Origin of the sequence: Novosphingobium sp. AP12, from assembly GCF_000281975.1 — a bacterium.
Classification (GTDB): Bacteria; Pseudomonadota; Alphaproteobacteria; order Sphingomonadales; family Sphingomonadaceae; genus Novosphingobium.
The window spans coordinates 1-15,077 of record NZ_AKKE01000074.1; the positions used below are offsets into that span (position 1 = coordinate 1).

Below are 15,077 nucleotides of genomic sequence, written 5' to 3' on the forward strand. Positions count from 1 at the left end.
GTCCGATATGGTTATGCAATAACTGCACTTATAACGAGCGCGTTGCTAAGACAGTTTGCTCCTGCGAAAGTTGGCCGCACTAGAGGCTTAACTTGGACGGAACATCTGGATTGCCGGCGGGCAATTTACCGCGACGTCCTGATCACCCTCCGTTTGATGACGATGCGCCGCTTGCCGCTGCTCGATGTGGCGCCCTCATCTGTGATTCTCGTATAACGCCAGCGGGCGACAGAACTTCGGTTCTTAGGTGCATAATGGAAAAGGAATTTGGCTGGCGTTCAAACTATGATGATGATGGGCTTGCGGCTGCTCCTACTACAAATGAGCACTGCACTAATCAGAGCGCGAACGCTCGGCACCTTCAAATGAAGTTGGAACGTCACAATAGGCATGATCCACCGTCGTCCGTGCCTGGGGTCATCTTCTGATCAGCTTCAATGGGTCGACCGTTTTACCGACATTGGAGGGACTTGCCTCGCGCATGGCCTGACGCGGGAAAACCGCTTCACCAAATCGCCGGCGCAAGTGCGCCAGAACGCTCCGCGCGTAGCGCCGTTGTCGCCAGAGCGTAGGACTGTGATAGATGCCGATGGCCTTCAAGTAGTCGCCGCTCGCAGCCAGCCCAGAGAGAAAAATCCACCGGGCCGCTTGCACGTTGAAACAGGCATCCTGCTCCAGCCAGGAGCGGATTTGACCATGCGATCTGTCTGTCACCTTCGCCAGCTTCGGGATCCAGGAACTGTTCACCTGGAACGGCCCCAGGTCTTTAGTGCCGTTCGCGGTTGCGATCCGCGCCCCGACCCATCCGGCCTCTTGGTCGCGCAATCCCCAGAGCGTCTTCTCAAGCCACGCGCGGCCAGACGCCGCCTCGCGAATGCAAGCTCCGATCAAGGGCTCGTGACCAAGTGCAGACGCCGGCTTGGCCTGAACGGGCCGGAAATATGGATGGCAACGCACACGGCGACCGCCGAAATGCTGAAAGACCGCTCAACGTTCATGGCTACTTCCCTTATGCTCCGCCATATGGATTTCTCTCTCCCTACGATCCTGAGGTGCGGGGAGCGGCCCTGGCTCGCCAACTGGCGGGCAATCGTCGCCGCGGTGACGCTCGACGATCGCAATTAGCCATCGGTCGACGAGCTTCGCAGTCGACTGTGCTCGACCTGCCAGGCGATGCGTCAGGTTATTCTGAAGATCGGGCGGAGCGTGGCTGCCCCCGGCTCCGATTGGCTCTTCTCCCATCGCGCGATCGCGCATCTGCTGCTCGCGCAGGATCTCGAACCTTTCGCGATGCCGCTCCTCCCGAGCCTGGACACTGTCGCGTGACAGTCGGCCCAGCCCCTCGATAGCTGACGTTTTTTCACCGGGCCGGCGCAAAAGCTTCTCGACCAGCCGGTCGCGGTCTTCGGTCCAAAGCTTGGCGCCAAAGCGGGCACGGGTGATTGCTGTGTAGTAGTTCTGCCCGTTGACCATAGCAAGAGGCTGACGCAGGTCCGCCGGAACCCGCTTGCGAACATGATAGTTCCCCCGCTTTTTGGCGAGATATGGATGCTGCTTGTGTAGACGACTTGTGGGGACGCCAGCAGCGCACTTTAATGATGATTGGCAGGAGCTTAGGTCGGTAGGATTGGTGTCATTGTGGAGACACGCTGTATAAACGCGACGGTTGCAAGACCGTTCATTCGACGGTTTTCCAACGATTTCAGCAGCATCGGAAACCATGGTGAGCCCTGCTGGGTTCGAACCAGCGACCTACTGATTAAAAGTCAGTTGCTCTACCGACTGAGCTAAGGGCCCCGTGCCGCGTGGCGGTCAGGTGAGGGTCACCTAGGGGCGCAGCGCGGCTTGGTCAAGCGGGCTCGCAGGTGTTGGATGCTGAGGCCGGTCAGAGGATCGCGCCAGCGGCCGGCTATAGTGGCGGCGGGGTCGAGGACGAAACGGCGGGTTCGAAACGCCGGGTGAGGGATGACGAGGTCCGTGTCTTCGCTGGCGTAGGGGCCACCGTTCCACAGGACGATGTCAAGGTCCAGCACGCGGGCGCCCCACGCGCGCCCGGTGCGGCGGCGGCCGAAGCGGTGTTCGATCTTCTGCAATTTCGCCAGCAGTTCGTCGGGGTCGCGCTTCGAGCGGACCAGGGCGACGGCGTTGGCGTAGCGGCGGCGCGAGGGGCCCATGGGGGCGGTCTCGATCACGCGCGAGGCGGCGAGGACGTGCAGCTTGCCGTGGTCCAGTGCCTCGAGCGCGGCGGCGAGGACGCCGCGCGGCGAGCCGTGGCGCGGGTGCCGCATGTTCGATCCCAGCGCCACGAGGTAGCGGTGCTTCGCCAAGCTCAGACGTCCTGCGCGATGCGGGTGTAGAGCTGGGGACGGCGGTCGCGGAAGAAGCCCATGCCGGCGCGGTGTGTCGCCGCGCGGGCGAGGTCCAGGGTGGCGACGAGGACGCCGGTTTCCTTGCGTCCAAACTCGGCGAGGTAGTCGCCCCATTCGTCGGTGATGAAGGAGTGGCCGTAGAATGCCTGCTCGCTGCCGCATTCGATCTCGGCACCGATGCGGTTGGCGGCGATCACCGGCATGCAGTTGGAGACGGAGTGGCCGACCATCGCGCGGCGCCACATGCGGCTGGTGTCGAGCGTGGCGTCGTAGGGCTCGGAGCCGATCGCGGTGGGGTAGAACAGCAGTTCCGCGCCCATCAGCGCCATGACGCGGGCGCATTCGGGGTACCACTGGTCCCAGCAGACGCCGACGCCGATGCGGGTGCCGAACAGGTCCCAGACCTTGAAGCCGTCGTTGCCGGGGCGGAAGTAGTACTTTTCCTCGTAGCCGGGGCCGTCGGGGATGTGGCTCTTGCGGTAGGTGCCCATGATCTCGCCCTCGGCGTCGATCATGGCGAGGGTGTTGTAGTAGTGATGGCCGTCGCGCTCGAAGAAGCTGGTCGGGATGGCGACCTTCAGCTTCGCCGCCAGCGCCTGCATGGCGATGACCGAGGGGTGCTCGGCGGTCGGCCGGGCGAGGGAGAACAGCGCCTCGTCCTCGACCTTGCAGAAGTAGGGGCCGGAGAACAGCTCGGGCGGCAGCACGATCTGCGCGCCCTGCGCGGCCGCATCCTCGACGAGCGCGGAAACGGCGGCGATGTTCTCGCCCTCGTCGGCGGAACCGAGGGCGAGCTGCAGGGCGGCGACGGTGATCTGGGTCATGCCGCCCCAGTTATGGATTGCGCCGCCCGAAGTCCAGACTTCGCGCCCTCAGTCACGCTTGCGGAACAGCAGGGTCATGCGGTCGCTCTCGCCGATGGCCTGGTATTTCGCCTTGTCCTTGTCCTTCAGGGCCAGCGTAGGAGGCAGGGTCCAGACGCCGTCGGGCCAGTTCGCGGTGTCCTTGGGGTTGGCGCTGATTTCCGACTTCGCGACGAGGTCGAAGCCGTTCACTTCCATGAAGCGGATCACGTCAGCCTGGCGCAGGTAGCCCTTGGAGCCGTCGGTGTAGGAATAGGGCGCGTCTGCCTTGGCGCGGTGCTGCTCAATGCCGACGAGGCCGCCGGGCTTGAGCAGGCTGCGCATCGCTTTGACCTCGCTGTCGGCGATGTTCCAGCGCAGCAGGTTGTGCATCATGCGCGGGATGATGATGACGTCGAAGGTGCCCTTCTCGCCCTCGGGCACGGCGTCGAGCGTGTAGCCGGCGAAGCGCGAGGCATCGATGCCGGTGAACTTGGCGACGTCGGCCGGGTACGAAGCGGCGGCCTTGCGGATGGCGTCCTTGTCCTTGAAGGCGCTGCTAGTGGGATCAAAGAACAGCCCCACGAGGTGTCCTTGTTGGCCGAGGTAGAGGCCCAGGAAGCGCGAGTACCATTCGCCGCCAGGTGCATACTCGCCGACCTTGGCCTGCGGGCCGACGCGGAAGAACGTTATCGTCTCGACCGGGTGGCGGGCGGCGTCGCGGGAGCGGTCGTCCTTGCGCAGCGGGCTGGCGGCGGCGAGTTCAAGCAGCGCCTCGCAGCCCTTGCAGGCCTCGGTGGGGGCGCTCTTCCTGCCGGTGTCGGCGGCGACCGGGACGGCGACGAGGCCGATGAGCGAGGACAAGGTCAGCAGGGCGCGGCGCATCGGGTTCTCCTCGGGTGACGGTCGGGCGAAGACTAGCCGCCCGGCGGGCAATGACAAGCGGCGAGAGCATACCTATCTACCGGCCAACTCCGACGATTTGAGGACAAGGTAAAAGATGGAAAAGGCAATCGTGGCTGGCGGGTGCTTCTGGTGCACCGAAGCGGTGTTCCGCGACGTGGTGGGCGTGAACGCGGTGCAGAGCGGCTATATCGGCGGCACCGTCGAGAACCCCACCTACAAGGCGGTATGCTCAGGATCGACCGGTCATGCCGAGGCAATCGAGGTCGAGTACGACCCCGCAGTGATCTCCTATGCCCAGATCCTCGACGTGTTCATGGGCACGCACGATCCTTCGCAGCTCAACCGCCAGGGCAACGACGTGGGCACGCAGTACCGCTCGGCGATCTTCCCGCTGGACGATGCGCAGCGCGAGGAGGCCTCTGCCGCGATCGCGCGCTGGGACGACGAGCACCCAGGCGAGAAGGCCGTGACCAAGATAGAAGGCCCCGCCCCGTGGTATCCCGCCGAGGACTATCATCAGGAATACTGGGACGGCGAAGGCCAGCGCAATCCCTATTGCCTGGCGGTGATCCCGCCCAAGCTGCTGAAACTGCGCAAGAGCTTCCAGGACAAGGTGAAGGCGTAACCAGGTAGGAATCGACTTCGGCACTGTTCCAGCAAGGGACAGCGCCGAAGTCGAGCTTTCCAAAAACCTAAGTAATAATACGAGGGCCATCGGCACTTCCGCCGATCGAGTTTGCCCATGGCCCGCTTCCGTACCGTTTCGCTTTCGATGGCCGCAATGGCCGCCGTTCTAGCCGCCAGCCCCGTGCTGGCCGACACTGGCATGATCGCGGGCACCGACGTACTTAAGACCTGGAACCTCGTGGTGCTGGGTGACCTGACCTCGTCCTCCGAGGTCGAGGGCCGCACGTTCGTCGGCGGAAACCTCAACGGCAATTCCTCGAACTACCAGATCCAGCCGATCGCAGCGTCAAGCACTGGGACGCCCGGCCTGACCGTGGTGGGGGATGTCAACGGCGGCGCCAAGAACCTCAACAACGGCTCGGGCGCGGTGGTGGGCGGCAACGTCAACAGCGGCCTCAACCTCAACGGCGCGGCGCAGACCGTGCTGGTGGGCGGCTCGATCAGCAACACCAACGTCAACCAGAACACCGTGAACGCAGGCCTCGCCGCCAGCGACCCCGCCTTCGCGCAGAACCTGGCGCAGCAGAAGAGCCTCATTGAAACCTCGATGACCGGCCTCAGCCACACCATGAGCACGCAGGCGTCGAACAGCGACCTCGTCATCAGCGGCAACCGCGGCACCTTCAATGCCCAGCCGGACTCCAGCGGGGTCGCCGTGTTCAACATCTCCGCCGCCGACCTCGATAAGATCGGCGAGATCCAGTTCAACCTCAACGGCGCCGACACCGCAATCGTCAACGTCTCGGGCAGCTCGATCAACCTCAACGACAACTTCCTCGGCGGCACCCAGAACCTGGGCGAGCACGTCATCTGGAACTTCCCCGATGCCAAGGACCTGTCGCTGAGCACCGCCTGGGGCGGCTCGGTCCTCGCCCCCACCGCCGCGGCCACCACCGGCAACTACATCCAGGGCTCCGCCGTGTTCGGCAGCCTCGTCCAGAACGGCGAGATGCACATCGGCACCTACACCGGCGGCTATACCGCGCCGAGCGATCCCGGCACTTCGACCAGTTCGGGCGGCTCGTCGTCGGGCGGGACGGCCGTGCCGGAGCCGGGGATGGTCGGACTGTTCGCTGCGGCGCTCGGCGGGCTGCTGTTCTGGCGCCGCCGCCGGGTTGTCGTTTGAGGTCAGTTAGATAAGGGGAGACGCAGGGGAGCATAGCCCCCCTGCACCCCCGTTAATGTCATCATAGCGCATGCAGAGGCGCTGCGCGCGCATGGCGAGGCGGCGAATGAAAAGCCTGCGGCGCTGGAGTTGATCCATCGTGCCAGACGTGATCCGGGACAGCGAGCCGGTCTTCGCGCGCAGCCTCGCTGCGAAAGCGCGCAGCACCGCCGGAGGCTATCAAAGCCCGGCCGGACATGCGCGCTACCTCTTCCCTTTTATCCTCAGCCCTTCACCCAGCGCGCGACGTAGAACCCGTCGAGCCCGCCGACCTCGGCCAGCATCCCGGGATCGGTGCGCAGCGCCCCCGAAGCCGTCGGCGCCAGCCCCTCCGGCAGTTCCGAAGCCTCGATCGGCACCACCGTCAGCCCGGCCGGGACCGGCTGGCCCTCGCCCTCGGCCTCTTCCAGAGAGCAGACCGCGTAGATCAGCGTGCCGCCCGGCTTGAGCCATCCGGCCGCACGTGCGAGCAGCTTCGCCTGAAGCTCCACCATCTCCGCGATCTGGCGCGGGCCGATACGGTGGAGGACGTCGGGATGGCGGCGCGCGGTGCCGGTTGCGGTGCAGGGTGCATCGAGCAGGATGGCGTCGAACTTGTACGCCGGCTGCCACTCCAGCGCGTCGGCGAGCACGACGTCCGCTTCCAGCGCGGTCCGGGCGAGGTTCTCGCGCAGGCGTTCCAGACGGCGCTTGGCGTTGTCGAGCGCGGTGACCTGCCAGCCCTGCGACGCCAGCTGCATGGTCTTGCCGCCGGGCGCGGCGCAGAGATCGAGCACGCGGCGCCCTTCACCGGCGCCGAGCAGCCGCGCGGGCAGGCTGGCGGCAAGGTCCTGCACCCACCAGCCACCATCGCGGAAACCGGGCAGCAAGTCGATCGCCGAGCCGCGAGGCAGGCGCAAATGGCCCGGCATGAGCGAGGTGCCGCCCATCCGCTCGGCCCATTCGGCGGTGGCGGAAAGATCGCGCAGCGCGAGGTCGAGCGGCGGCGGCTCGGACAGCCCGGCGGCGATCGCCTCGGCCCGCTCGCCCCAGCGCATCATCACCGCGTCGGGCAACGTCGGCACCTCGGGCAGCTTTGCCTCGATCTTCAGCAGGGTGGAGAACACGCCGTGCGCGAGACGGCGCGGGCCGCCCTCGAGCAGCGGCAGGCCGGTGGCGATCACGGCATGGGCGGGGGTCTCCAGCCGCAACACCTGCGCCAGCATCAGCCGGAGTACCGCACGCGGCTTGGCATCGTCGGGCAGGCGCTGCTTGGTGGCCGAATCGATCAGTTCGTCGAGGTCTTCCTTCCAGCGCAGCGTCTCGCCGGCAATGGCGCGGGCGAGTGCGCGGTCGGCGTCGCCCTTTACGCGGGCAAGAGCGCTGCCGCCCGCCTGATCGAGGGTTTCGCCCCTGCGCAGCACGGCATCGACGAGGTTGAGCGCGGCGCGGCGCGCCGGAAGGCCGGGAATGTCCATCGCGGGCCCCTATACCGGATTGCCTTTTTCCGCCAGCGGCACCACATCCGCATGATGACCAAGCGCGCCACTGAACGTCCCGAGGCCTTCGCCAAGCCCGCCCACTGGACGACCGACCCCGCTCCCAAGGCGGAAAAGCCCAAGGACGGCGAAGATCCGGACGGCCTCTCGCCCACGCGTTACGGCGATTGGGTGAGGAACGGCGTGGCGGTGGACTTCTGATTCCGGCTTGAAGAGGCAAGACCCTGGGGCAATGGCGCCAGGTCTTCCCATTTTCCTACTGCTGCGCGCTGTCCCGCTGCCACCCGCCGCCGAGCGCGAGGAACACCGCGATCTGGTCCTCCACCAGCCCAGCCTCCGCCGCCGCGTGGCTGGCTTCGGCCGCGGCGAGGCTGCCCTGCGCGCTCAGGACATTGAGAAAATCGCTGCGGCCGAAGCGGAACAGCTTGCCCGCCTGCCCGGCCGACGTGGCGGCACTGTCTCGCGCGCGGCCCAGCGCGGCGGCGCGGTCGCGGTCGCGGGCGTAGGTCTCCATCGCGGTTTCTGCCTGACGCAGCGCTTCCAACACGGTGCCGTCGAAGGTGGCAAGATCGGCGCGGACCTGTGCGTCGGCCTGGTCGATCCGGGCGCGGACGACGGGGCGGTTGGGGAAGGACCAGCTGAGCAGCGGGCCAAGGCTGAAACCGAAGCTGTCGCTGGTCCCGAAGTCCTCCAGCTTGCCGGAAAGGCCCACCGAACCGCCGATGCTGACGCTGGGGTAAAGGTCGGCGGTGGCGACGCCGATACGAGCGGTGTCGGCGGCGATGGCGCGCTCGGCCTGGCGGATGTCGGCGCGGCGGCGGATCAGCGCGGCGCCGTCCTCGACTGGGATGCTGCCAGCCAGACGCGGGAGCACGGCGCAGTCGGCCACTTCGCGCGGATAGTCGGCAGGCGCGCGGCCTAGCAGAGTGGCGAGGAGATAGAGCGCGTTCTGGCGCTGCGCGGCGAAGGCGGGGAGCGAGGCGGCGCTGGTCTCCACGGCGGCCGCGGCGCGGCTGACGTCGAAGGCGGTGCCGCGCCCGCCACGCTGCAGGCGGCGCGTCGCATCCAGCGTCTGGCGCTGGAGTTCGACCACTTTCTGCGCCACGCCGAGCTGGTAGTTGGCGGCGCAGACCCCGGCGTAGGCACGGGTGGTGGCGCCCGCGACGCTGACGCGCACCGCATCGCGCGCCGCCTCGGTGGCCTCGCGGTCGGCTTCGGTCGCCTCGATGGCGCGGCGCAGCTTGCCGCGCAAGTCGAGCGGGTAGGCGAGCGTGAGGCCGAGATTGTCGGTTACGACGCCTGGCAGCGGCCTGCCGGTCTGGGACTGCCGGGCGAGATCGACGCCGCCCGAGATCGAGGTGGTCAGCGCGCGGCCCGCGGCCGCTTCGGCGACGAGAGCATCGGCTCGCTCGAGGTTGGCCTCGGCGGCGCGCAGGTCGGTGTTGGCGGTGAGCGCCTGTTCGACCAGCCCGTCAAGGCGCGCGTCGTCGTAGAGGCTCCACCAGCGGTCCGGGAGCGCAGCTTGCGAGAAAGCGGCGCCTTGCGCCGAGGCGAAGGGTCCTTGCGCGGCAGGCATGGTGGCCGCTGACTGCTCCGGCGCGTGGTAGTTCGGCCCGGCGGTGGCGCAGGCAGACAGGGCCAGCGCCAGGGCGACCGAGGACACGAAGCGGGGGAGGCTCATCACTCGGTCCCCGTCGCCGCGGGGGGCGGGGCGGGCGTCGGCGTGGCCGTGGCGGCGGGAGCCGGCCTCTCGCCCGGATGCTCGACCGTCACGGTGGCGGTGCGGCCGAGGATCAGCTGCACGTCCTTGGGAACGTGCGTCAGTTTCACGCGCACCGGAATACGCTGGGCGAGGCGGACCCACGAGAAGGTGGCGGCGACGTTGGGCAGGAGGTTGCCGGAGTCGCTGCGGCTGTCGTCGTTGATGCCCGCCGCGATGCTCTCGACCCGGCCGTGGAGCGCCTGCCCCTCGCCCATGAGGTGGACGACGACGGGCGCGCCCACGCGGATCATCGGCAATTTGGTTTCCTCGAAGTAGCCTTCGACGCGGATCGAATCGTCGTCGACCAGCGCCATCGCCTGGCTGCCCGCCGCCACGAAGTCGCCGGGGTGAAGATCGAGGTTGGTGACGGTGCCGTTGACCGAGGCGTGGACCTGCGTGCGCTCGAGGTTGAGCTTGGCGCCGTCGAGCGAACTCATCGCCTCGGCCAGCGCGGCGCGGGCGGTGGCGACACGTGCGACGTTCTGCTCATGTGTCTCGGTGGCGACGAGGTCGCCGAGAGCGAGGTCGCGCGAGGCTTCGCGCTGCGCCTGGCCGAGCGTTGCGCGAGCGCTCGCCACGCTGGCCTCCGCCTGCTCGACGGCCAGCGAATAGCGCGGGCGGTCGATGACGAACAGCAGGTCTCCGGCCTTCACCGTCTGGTTGTCGCGCACGGCGACCGAAGTGACGAGGCCGCCGATGTCCGGGGTCACGCGCACCACGTCGGCGCGCACGCGGCCGTCGCGGGTCCACGGGCTGCGCTCGTAGTGGTTCCACATCCAGAACGCGATGAACGCGGCAAGGACGACGATGACGATGGTGGCGGCGCTGCGGCCGATCGCGGGAAACAGGTTCTTCATGGATGGAAACCGATGTGGGGGGCGAGAAGGGAAAGCGCGCCGAGCACCATGATGTAGAGGCACAGGTCGACGAGCGCGCGATAGGCGACGAAGCGGTAGAGGCCGGCGAGATCCACCAGCCGCAGCATCAGCATGGTCAGCACCGAGGCGATGACCGCCAGCAGGAGGATGGTGGGCATGTAGACGCCCCCAATGGCGATTTCGCCGTTCATGACAGGCCTTTCAGCGCGGCGGCATCGGGAAACAGGTTACGGCGCAGGCTGACTAGCGCCAGCGCAGCCTGGCGGCGCACGCTGCGGTCCTCGTCGGCCGCGAAGAGGTGGAGCGCGCAGTCGATGTCGCCGAGCAGCTCGGGATCGGCAGGCGCGCGGGCGTCTGGTTCGAGGCGGCGGTAGTAGGCGCCGACTTCCGCCAGCACACTGGTGAGCGGTCCGGTGCGCTCGCGCGGGAGGTCGAGGCGCAGCTGGCGCAGTTCGCCGATGGCGACGCCGGTGCGCAAGTCGCGCAGCACGTCGTAGAGCGGCTCGCCCGGCGCCTTGCCGCTCAGCGCGAGGCGCGGGGAAAGCACGGCGATGCGGTCTAGCATGCGGTTGATCCAGCCTCGCACGTCGGGGGGGCCCATCAGGTTGCTACGCTCGGCGATGTCGCGCCAGCCGGCGCGCAGTGTGCGGCGGATCGCGCTTTCCAGCCCTGCCGACTGCAGCAGCCGCGCCATGACGATGGCGAAGAGTACGCCCAGCAGCTGCGCCAGCGAGCCGTTGGCGAAGCTTTCGAAATTGTCGGTATACTTCACCGCGATGATGAACGGGCTGCCCATGCCCAGCAGCGCGGGCAGCGCGATCCCGGCGAAGCGCGGCGAGTGCATCAGCGAGCCGAGCACCAGCAGCGGCGGCGCGAGCGTCATCGCGAGTTCGGGAAAGCCATCCACACGCGGCAGGATAGCGAAGGCGTAGATCATGCCCAGTGCGCTGGCGATCAGGGTGCCCCAGAAGAACATCCATAGCGGCGCCAACGGGTTGTCCGAGGCGGAGAACAGCGCGAGGAAAACGCCGGCGAGCATCACCGCGGTGCCGCCGTCGTTCCAGCCGCTGCCGATCCACAGTGCGCAGCCCAGGATGATCGTGACCGCCGCGCCCGCCGCGCCCCGCGCGGCTCCCGCGACGTCGCGATGGAGTTCGCGGTTGCGGCGCCCTTCGAGCAGGCGCGGGATGCGCGCCGACACCGGCCTGCGGTCGAGCGTGCCGAGCTGCTCGGCAAGGTCGCGGCAATCGAGATGCGCGTCGATCAGGCTCGACAGGCGCGATCCCAGGCTCAGGTGCAGCAGTTCGTCCCAGTCGGCGTCGGGGGTGACTTCAGGCTCCAGTGCCAGGCAGCGCGCCCTGAGGTCTTGGGCCACCTGCTCGCGCTCCTCGCGGCTGCCCTCGATGCCGTCGAGCCAGGCCCGGGTGTCGGCGAGCAGCTGCACGGCGGTGGCGGTAAGCGTACCGCGTTCGCGCAGGGCGGCGACGCGGTCGGCGACGGCGGCGCCGAGCGGCATGAGCAGGGAAAGCTGGTCCTGCAGCGCCCGCACGGCGCGCACGCGCGGCGCCGGGCGGCTGGTCTCGTAAGGCAGGTGGATCGAGAGGGTATGCAGTTCGGTGACGTCCTGCGCGAGGCGGCGGCGCTCGGCCTCTACGGCGGCGTCTGGCTCGAGTTCAAGCGAGTCCCGGCTCCAGCGCTCGGCGTCGCGCAGCATCATCGCGACGCGGCCGAGCAGGAACGTCGAGACCGAGCCGGGAAGGATCACGCCATGCACCAGGCTGCCGCACAGGATGCCGATGGTGATCTCCTGCACCCGCAGCGAGGCGTCCGTGAAAATCTCGCCCGGGGTGTTCACGGCGGGCAGCACGATCAGCACGGCGGTGTAGCCCGCCAGCACGAAGGCGTAGCCTCGCGGCGTGCGCTCCATCAGCGAGACGAAGACGCAGAGCGCCAGCCACGCGGCGATCGCCAGCGTCAACAGTTCGGGGCTGTGGGCCAGCGGCGGCACCATGACGACCGCCGCGGTGGCGCCGACGAAAGTACCGATGACGCGGAACAGCGCCTTGGAGATCACCGCTCCGGCAAGCGGCGCGGCGACGATGTAGGAGGTCAGGAACGCCCAGTAAGGCCGCTCGAGCCCTATCGAGAACGAGATGTAGGCGGCCAGCAGCGCCGCGATGAGCGCCTTGATCGAGAAGATGGCGGCAGGAATGCCCCAGCGCGTGGCGGTCGGACCGTTCATGGACGGCCGCGCAGGTCCGCGGCGCGGGCCGCAACCGTGTCGAACAGGCGTACGGCCACTTCGAGATCGGCGTCGGAAACGCCTTCGAGCAGATCGACGCGCAGTTCGATCAGGCGCTTCTCGGCTTTGCGCGCGAGGGTGCGGCCTGCGGCGGTGAGGTGCAGGCGGTTGGCGCGGCGATCGTCCTCGTCGGCGCGGCGCTCGACCAAACCTTCGCGCTCCAGCTGTTGCACGGTACGCACCAGCGACGCCTCGGTGATGCCGATCGCGCGCGCGAGGTCGCCCTGCCGCGCGCCCTGCCCCAGCCGCTCCAGATGCACCAGCGCCCAGCCGGCGGAGTTCGATATCTCCAGCGAGGCGAGGATCCGGTCGGCATGCTGGCGCCAAGCGCGCGAGATGGGGCTCAGCTGGGTGGCTAATTCATGGGCAAGGGCGAGTCGGTCGGTCATGGGAACGGTTAGTTAGGCTCCTAACTATATTCCCGCAACAGGGCGGCCTTGCGATTTACAAACCAGCAATGGAGTAAATTGCAATTCGGGCAAGATGGTTGCAGGGGCGCACGGAGCCGAACAACCTCCGTCGGGGGGAATTGGTGGAAAGATCGAGGGGAATGTGCCCCGTGGCGCCCGTGGTCGCCGCGAAGGTGGGGGAAAGAGGGCCTGGTGCTAAGGCAGAATCTCGATCGGCGTGCCATCGGGCACCGCGTCCCACAGTGCCTCGATCTCCGCGTCGGAGAGGGCGATGCAGCCATCGGTCCAGTCGCCTGCGACGCGGCCCTGCCACCCGTTAGGCTGGCCGTGGATCATGATCATCCCGCCCGCCGAGCGGCCCTGCGCGGCCGCATAGGCGCGGTCGGCGGCGCTGGGGTAGGAGATGTGGAGCGAGAGGTGGTAGGCGCTCTTCGGGTTACCCCAGTCGACGATGTAGCGGCCCTCGGGCGTGCGCTCGTCGCCTTCGAAGCGCTTGGGGCCCAGCGGTTCGTCGCCGAGCTGGATATGTTCGATGACGTGGACCACGCGGCCATCCGCGTAAAGTTCCATGACCCGCGCTGCCTTGCGCACGCGGATCAGGTCGAGTTCGGGGAGCACCAGCGGGGGCTGCGGCCCCGCCGCGCCCACGCTCAGAAGCAGCAGCAACGGGGCGAACCTGAGTGCGCCCCGCATCAGCATCAGTCCGCGAAGGGATCGCGCACGAGAATGGTATCTTCGCGCTCGGGGCTGGTCGAGACCAGCGCGACCGGGGTTTCGATCAGTTCCTGCACGCGCTGGATGTACTTGATCGCCTGCGCGGGGAGGTCGGCCCACGAGCGGGCACCGGCGGTCGTGCCTTCCCAGCCGTCCATTTCCTCGTAGATCGGCTCGACGGACGCCTGGTCGGCGGCGTGGCTCGGGAAGTAGTCGAGCACCTTTCCGTTGAGGCGGTAGCCGGTGCAGATATTCACCTTCTCGAAGCCGTCGAGGACGTCGAGCTTGGTCAGGGCGATGCCGGTGACGCCCGAGATCGCGCAGGACTGGCGCACCAGCACGGCATCGAACCAGCCGCAGCGGCGCTTGCGACCGGTGACGGTGCCGAATTCGTGGCCGCGCTCGCCCAGCTTCTGGCCGGTGGCGTCCTCCAGTTCGGTCGGGAACGGGCCCGAGCCGACGCGGGTGGTGTAGGCCTTGACGATGCCGAGCACGAAACCGGTTGCCGAGGGGCCGAGGCCCGAGCCGCTGGCGGCGGTGCCCGAGACGGTGTTCGAGCTGGTGACGAAGGGATAGGTGCCGTGGTCGACGTCGAGCAGCACGCCCTGCGCGCCCTCGAACAGGATGCGCGCGCCGGCCTTCTTGACCTTGTTGAGGCGGCGCCAGACCGGCTCGGCGAACTGCAGCACGTAGGGCGCGATCTCGCGCAGTTCGTTCAGCAGCGCCTCCCGGTCGATCGGGGGCTGGCCGAAGCCGGCGCGCAGCGCGTCGTGGTGGGCGCAGAGGCGGTCGAGCTGTGGCTCCATCGCGTCGAGGTGAGCGAGGTCGCAGACGCGGATCGCGCGGCGGCCGACCTTGTCTTCGTAGGCGGGGCCGATGCCGCGACCGGTAGTGCCGATCTTGCCGGCGCCGGCGGCTGCTTCGCGCAGGCCATCGAGCTCGCGGTGGACGGGCAGGATCAACGGGCAGTTGTCGGCGATCGCGAAGTTCTCGGGGTTGATCGTGACGCCCTGCGCGGTCAGCTTCTCGACTTCGGCCTTGAGCGCCCAAGGGTCGAGCACCACGCCGTTGCCGATGATCGACAGCGTGCCGGTGACGATACCCGAGGGCAGCAGGCTCAGCTTGTAGACCTGCTCGCCGACGACGAGCGTGTGGCCGGCGTTGTGGCCGCCCTGGAAGCGCACCACGGCATCGGCGCGGCTGGCCAGCCAGTCGACGATCTTGCCTTTGCCTTCATCGCCCCACTGAGCGCCGATCACGGTTACGTTGGCCATGGATATACTCCTGCACCCCGCCAAGGTGGATCCGGCATCGCCCTTCGACAGGACTCGGCGAGACGGATTGTCATTGGGGCAGGGGCGCCCCGGCTTTTCGGTCGGCGCCCTAAGGGCAAGACGCAAGCATAGTCAAGTGCGAGCTCGGATGAGGCCCGCGCTAAGCCGCCGTTCAGGCTCCGCTGCGGAAAAAGCGCAGGCCCGGAAAAGGACCCTCCATGCGCCGCCACGCCAGCCTCACCGCCCTGCTTCTCGCCGCCATCGCCCTGCCGCTGGCGGCGGCGCCAGCC

At 67.8% G+C, this 15,077-nt stretch carries 16 protein-coding genes and 1 tRNA gene; 3 read left to right on the forward strand and 14 right to left on the reverse strand.

Features of this window, described 5'->3' with window-relative positions; genetic code table 11:
• Nucleotides 1-417: 417 nt before the first annotated feature.
• From PMI02_RS12960 to PMI02_RS12985, 6 genes are all read right to left on the reverse strand, one after another.
• Nucleotides 418-825 carry a lytic transglycosylase domain-containing protein gene (locus PMI02_RS12960; RefSeq protein ID WP_238539069.1) on the reverse strand — a complete coding sequence of 136 codons (408 nt, stop codon included), beginning with the start codon at nt 823-825 and terminating at the stop codon, nt 418-420.
• A 162-nt stretch (nt 826-987) separates the two neighbouring features.
• Nucleotides 988-1,473, reverse strand: a complete 486-nt coding sequence (locus PMI02_RS27130; RefSeq protein ID WP_157222514.1) for a hypothetical protein — start codon at nt 1,471-1,473, stop codon at nt 988-990.
• Between the two features lie 248 nt (nt 1,474-1,721).
• Nucleotides 1,722-1,797: transfer RNA gene (locus PMI02_RS12970), tRNA-Lys, on the reverse strand.
• Between the two features lie 26 nt (nt 1,798-1,823).
• Entirely contained in the window at nt 1,824-2,327 is a 504-nt protein-coding gene (gene folK / locus PMI02_RS12975) for a 2-amino-4-hydroxy-6-hydroxymethyldihydropteridine diphosphokinase (protein WP_007683319.1), read from the reverse strand.
• Between the two features lie 2 nt (nt 2,328-2,329).
• Complete coding sequence (aguB, locus tag PMI02_RS12980) at nt 2,330-3,193, reverse strand: N-carbamoylputrescine amidase (protein WP_007683320.1); 864 nt, start codon at nt 3,191-3,193, stop codon at nt 2,330-2,332.
• A 48-nt stretch (nt 3,194-3,241) separates the two neighbouring features.
• Nucleotides 3,242-4,096 (reverse strand): class I SAM-dependent methyltransferase, encoded by an 855-nt coding sequence (locus PMI02_RS12985; RefSeq protein ID WP_007683321.1) that lies wholly within the window; start codon nt 4,094-4,096, stop codon nt 3,242-3,244.
• A 115-nt stretch (nt 4,097-4,211) separates the two neighbouring features.
• Here PMI02_RS12985 and msrA point away from each other — a divergent pair, with 115 nt between their 5' ends.
• Nucleotides 4,212-4,742: a peptide-methionine (S)-S-oxide reductase MsrA gene (gene msrA, locus PMI02_RS12990; protein WP_007683322.1), complete on the forward strand. Its 531-nt coding sequence runs from the start codon at nt 4,212-4,214 to the stop codon at nt 4,740-4,742.
• A 117-nt stretch (nt 4,743-4,859) separates the two neighbouring features.
• Nucleotides 4,860-5,930 (forward strand): choice-of-anchor A family protein, encoded by a 1,071-nt coding sequence (locus PMI02_RS12995; RefSeq protein WP_007683323.1) that lies wholly within the window; start codon nt 4,860-4,862, stop codon nt 5,928-5,930.
• 263 nt (nt 5,931-6,193) lie between these two features.
• Here PMI02_RS12995 and PMI02_RS13005 read toward each other — a convergent pair whose 3' ends face one another.
• Entirely contained in the window at nt 6,194-7,426 is a 1,233-nt protein-coding gene (locus PMI02_RS13005; protein ID WP_007683324.1) for an RsmB/NOP family class I SAM-dependent RNA methyltransferase, read from the reverse strand.
• A 54-nt stretch (nt 7,427-7,480) separates the two neighbouring features.
• On the opposite strand from PMI02_RS13005, the gene PMI02_RS26425 reads away from it, so the two are divergent.
• Nucleotides 7,481-7,648 (forward strand): DUF1674 domain-containing protein, encoded by a 168-nt coding sequence (locus tag PMI02_RS26425; RefSeq protein ID WP_081496704.1) that lies wholly within the window; start codon nt 7,481-7,483, stop codon nt 7,646-7,648.
• A 55-nt stretch (nt 7,649-7,703) separates the two neighbouring features.
• On the opposite strand, the gene PMI02_RS13015 is transcribed toward PMI02_RS26425, so the two are convergent.
• From PMI02_RS13015 to PMI02_RS13045, 7 genes are all read right to left on the reverse strand, one after another.
• The gene (locus tag PMI02_RS13015) at nt 7,704-9,128 is read right to left on the reverse strand and encodes an efflux transporter outer membrane subunit (RefSeq protein WP_007683325.1); all 1,425 of its coding nucleotides are present in this window, start codon (nt 9,126-9,128) and stop codon (nt 7,704-7,706) included.
• Nucleotides 9,128-10,066 carry an efflux RND transporter periplasmic adaptor subunit gene (locus PMI02_RS13020; protein ID WP_007683326.1) on the reverse strand — a complete coding sequence of 313 codons (939 nt, stop codon included), beginning with the start codon at nt 10,064-10,066 and terminating at the stop codon, nt 9,128-9,130. Before PMI02_RS13020 ends, PMI02_RS13015 begins: the two co-directional genes overlap by 1 nt.
• Nucleotides 10,063-10,278 carry a DUF1656 domain-containing protein gene (locus PMI02_RS13025; RefSeq protein ID WP_007683328.1) on the reverse strand — a complete coding sequence of 72 codons (216 nt, stop codon included), beginning with the start codon at nt 10,276-10,278 and terminating at the stop codon, nt 10,063-10,065. Before PMI02_RS13025 ends, PMI02_RS13020 begins: the two co-directional genes overlap by 4 nt.
• Nucleotides 10,275-12,329: an FUSC family protein gene (locus PMI02_RS13030; RefSeq protein WP_007683330.1), complete on the reverse strand. Its 2,055-nt coding sequence runs from the start codon at nt 12,327-12,329 to the stop codon at nt 10,275-10,277. Before PMI02_RS13030 ends, PMI02_RS13025 begins: the two co-directional genes overlap by 4 nt.
• Nucleotides 12,326-12,778 carry a MarR family transcriptional regulator gene (locus tag PMI02_RS13035; protein WP_007683332.1) on the reverse strand — a complete coding sequence of 151 codons (453 nt, stop codon included), beginning with the start codon at nt 12,776-12,778 and terminating at the stop codon, nt 12,326-12,328. Before PMI02_RS13035 ends, PMI02_RS13030 begins: the two co-directional genes overlap by 4 nt.
• 216 nt (nt 12,779-12,994) lie before the next feature.
• Entirely contained in the window at nt 12,995-13,492 is a 498-nt protein-coding gene (locus PMI02_RS13040) for a murein L,D-transpeptidase family protein (RefSeq protein WP_007683333.1), read from the reverse strand.
• Between the two features lie 5 nt (nt 13,493-13,497).
• Nucleotides 13,498-14,787 carry an adenylosuccinate synthase gene (locus PMI02_RS13045; protein ID WP_007683335.1) on the reverse strand — a complete coding sequence of 430 codons (1,290 nt, stop codon included), beginning with the start codon at nt 14,785-14,787 and terminating at the stop codon, nt 13,498-13,500.
• Nucleotides 14,788-15,077 lie beyond the last annotated feature (290 nt).

What these genes read in the sequence shown, in the direction of transcription:
- PMI02_RS27130 (WP_157222514.1), bottom strand. Translation starts at nt 1,473, where the DNA reads ATGGTCAACGGGCAGAACTACTACACAGCAATCACCCGTGCCCGCTTT.
- aguB (WP_007683320.1), bottom strand. Translation starts at nt 3,193, where the DNA reads ATGACCCAGATCACCGTCGCCGCCCTGCAGCTCGCCCTCGGTTCCGCC.
- PMI02_RS12985 (WP_007683321.1), bottom strand. Translation starts at nt 4,096, where the DNA reads ATGCGCCGCGCCCTGCTGACCTTGTCCTCGCTCATCGGCCTCGTCGCC.
- msrA (WP_007683322.1), top strand. Translation starts at nt 4,212, where the DNA reads ATGGAAAAGGCAATCGTGGCTGGCGGGTGCTTCTGGTGCACCGAAGCG.
- PMI02_RS12995 (WP_007683323.1), top strand. Translation starts at nt 4,860, where the DNA reads ATGGCCCGCTTCCGTACCGTTTCGCTTTCGATGGCCGCAATGGCCGCC.
- PMI02_RS13005 (WP_007683324.1), bottom strand. Translation starts at nt 7,426, where the DNA reads ATGGACATTCCCGGCCTTCCGGCGCGCCGCGCCGCGCTCAACCTCGTC.
- PMI02_RS26425 (WP_081496704.1), top strand. Translation starts at nt 7,481, where the DNA reads ATGACCAAGCGCGCCACTGAACGTCCCGAGGCCTTCGCCAAGCCCGCC.
- PMI02_RS13015 (WP_007683325.1), bottom strand. Translation starts at nt 9,128, where the DNA reads ATGAGCCTCCCCCGCTTCGTGTCCTCGGTCGCCCTGGCGCTGGCCCTG.
- PMI02_RS13020 (WP_007683326.1), bottom strand. Translation starts at nt 10,066, where the DNA reads ATGAAGAACCTGTTTCCCGCGATCGGCCGCAGCGCCGCCACCATCGTC.
- PMI02_RS13025 (WP_007683328.1), bottom strand. Translation starts at nt 10,278, where the DNA reads ATGAACGGCGAAATCGCCATTGGGGGCGTCTACATGCCCACCATCCTC.
- PMI02_RS13030 (WP_007683330.1), bottom strand. Translation starts at nt 12,329, where the DNA reads ATGAACGGTCCGACCGCCACGCGCTGGGGCATTCCTGCCGCCATCTTC.
- PMI02_RS13035 (WP_007683332.1), bottom strand. Translation starts at nt 12,778, where the DNA reads ATGACCGACCGACTCGCCCTTGCCCATGAATTAGCCACCCAGCTGAGC.
- PMI02_RS13040 (WP_007683333.1), bottom strand. Translation starts at nt 13,492, where the DNA reads ATGCGGGGCGCACTCAGGTTCGCCCCGTTGCTGCTGCTTCTGAGCGTG.
- PMI02_RS13045 (WP_007683335.1), bottom strand. Translation starts at nt 14,787, where the DNA reads ATGGCCAACGTAACCGTGATCGGCGCTCAGTGGGGCGATGAAGGCAAA.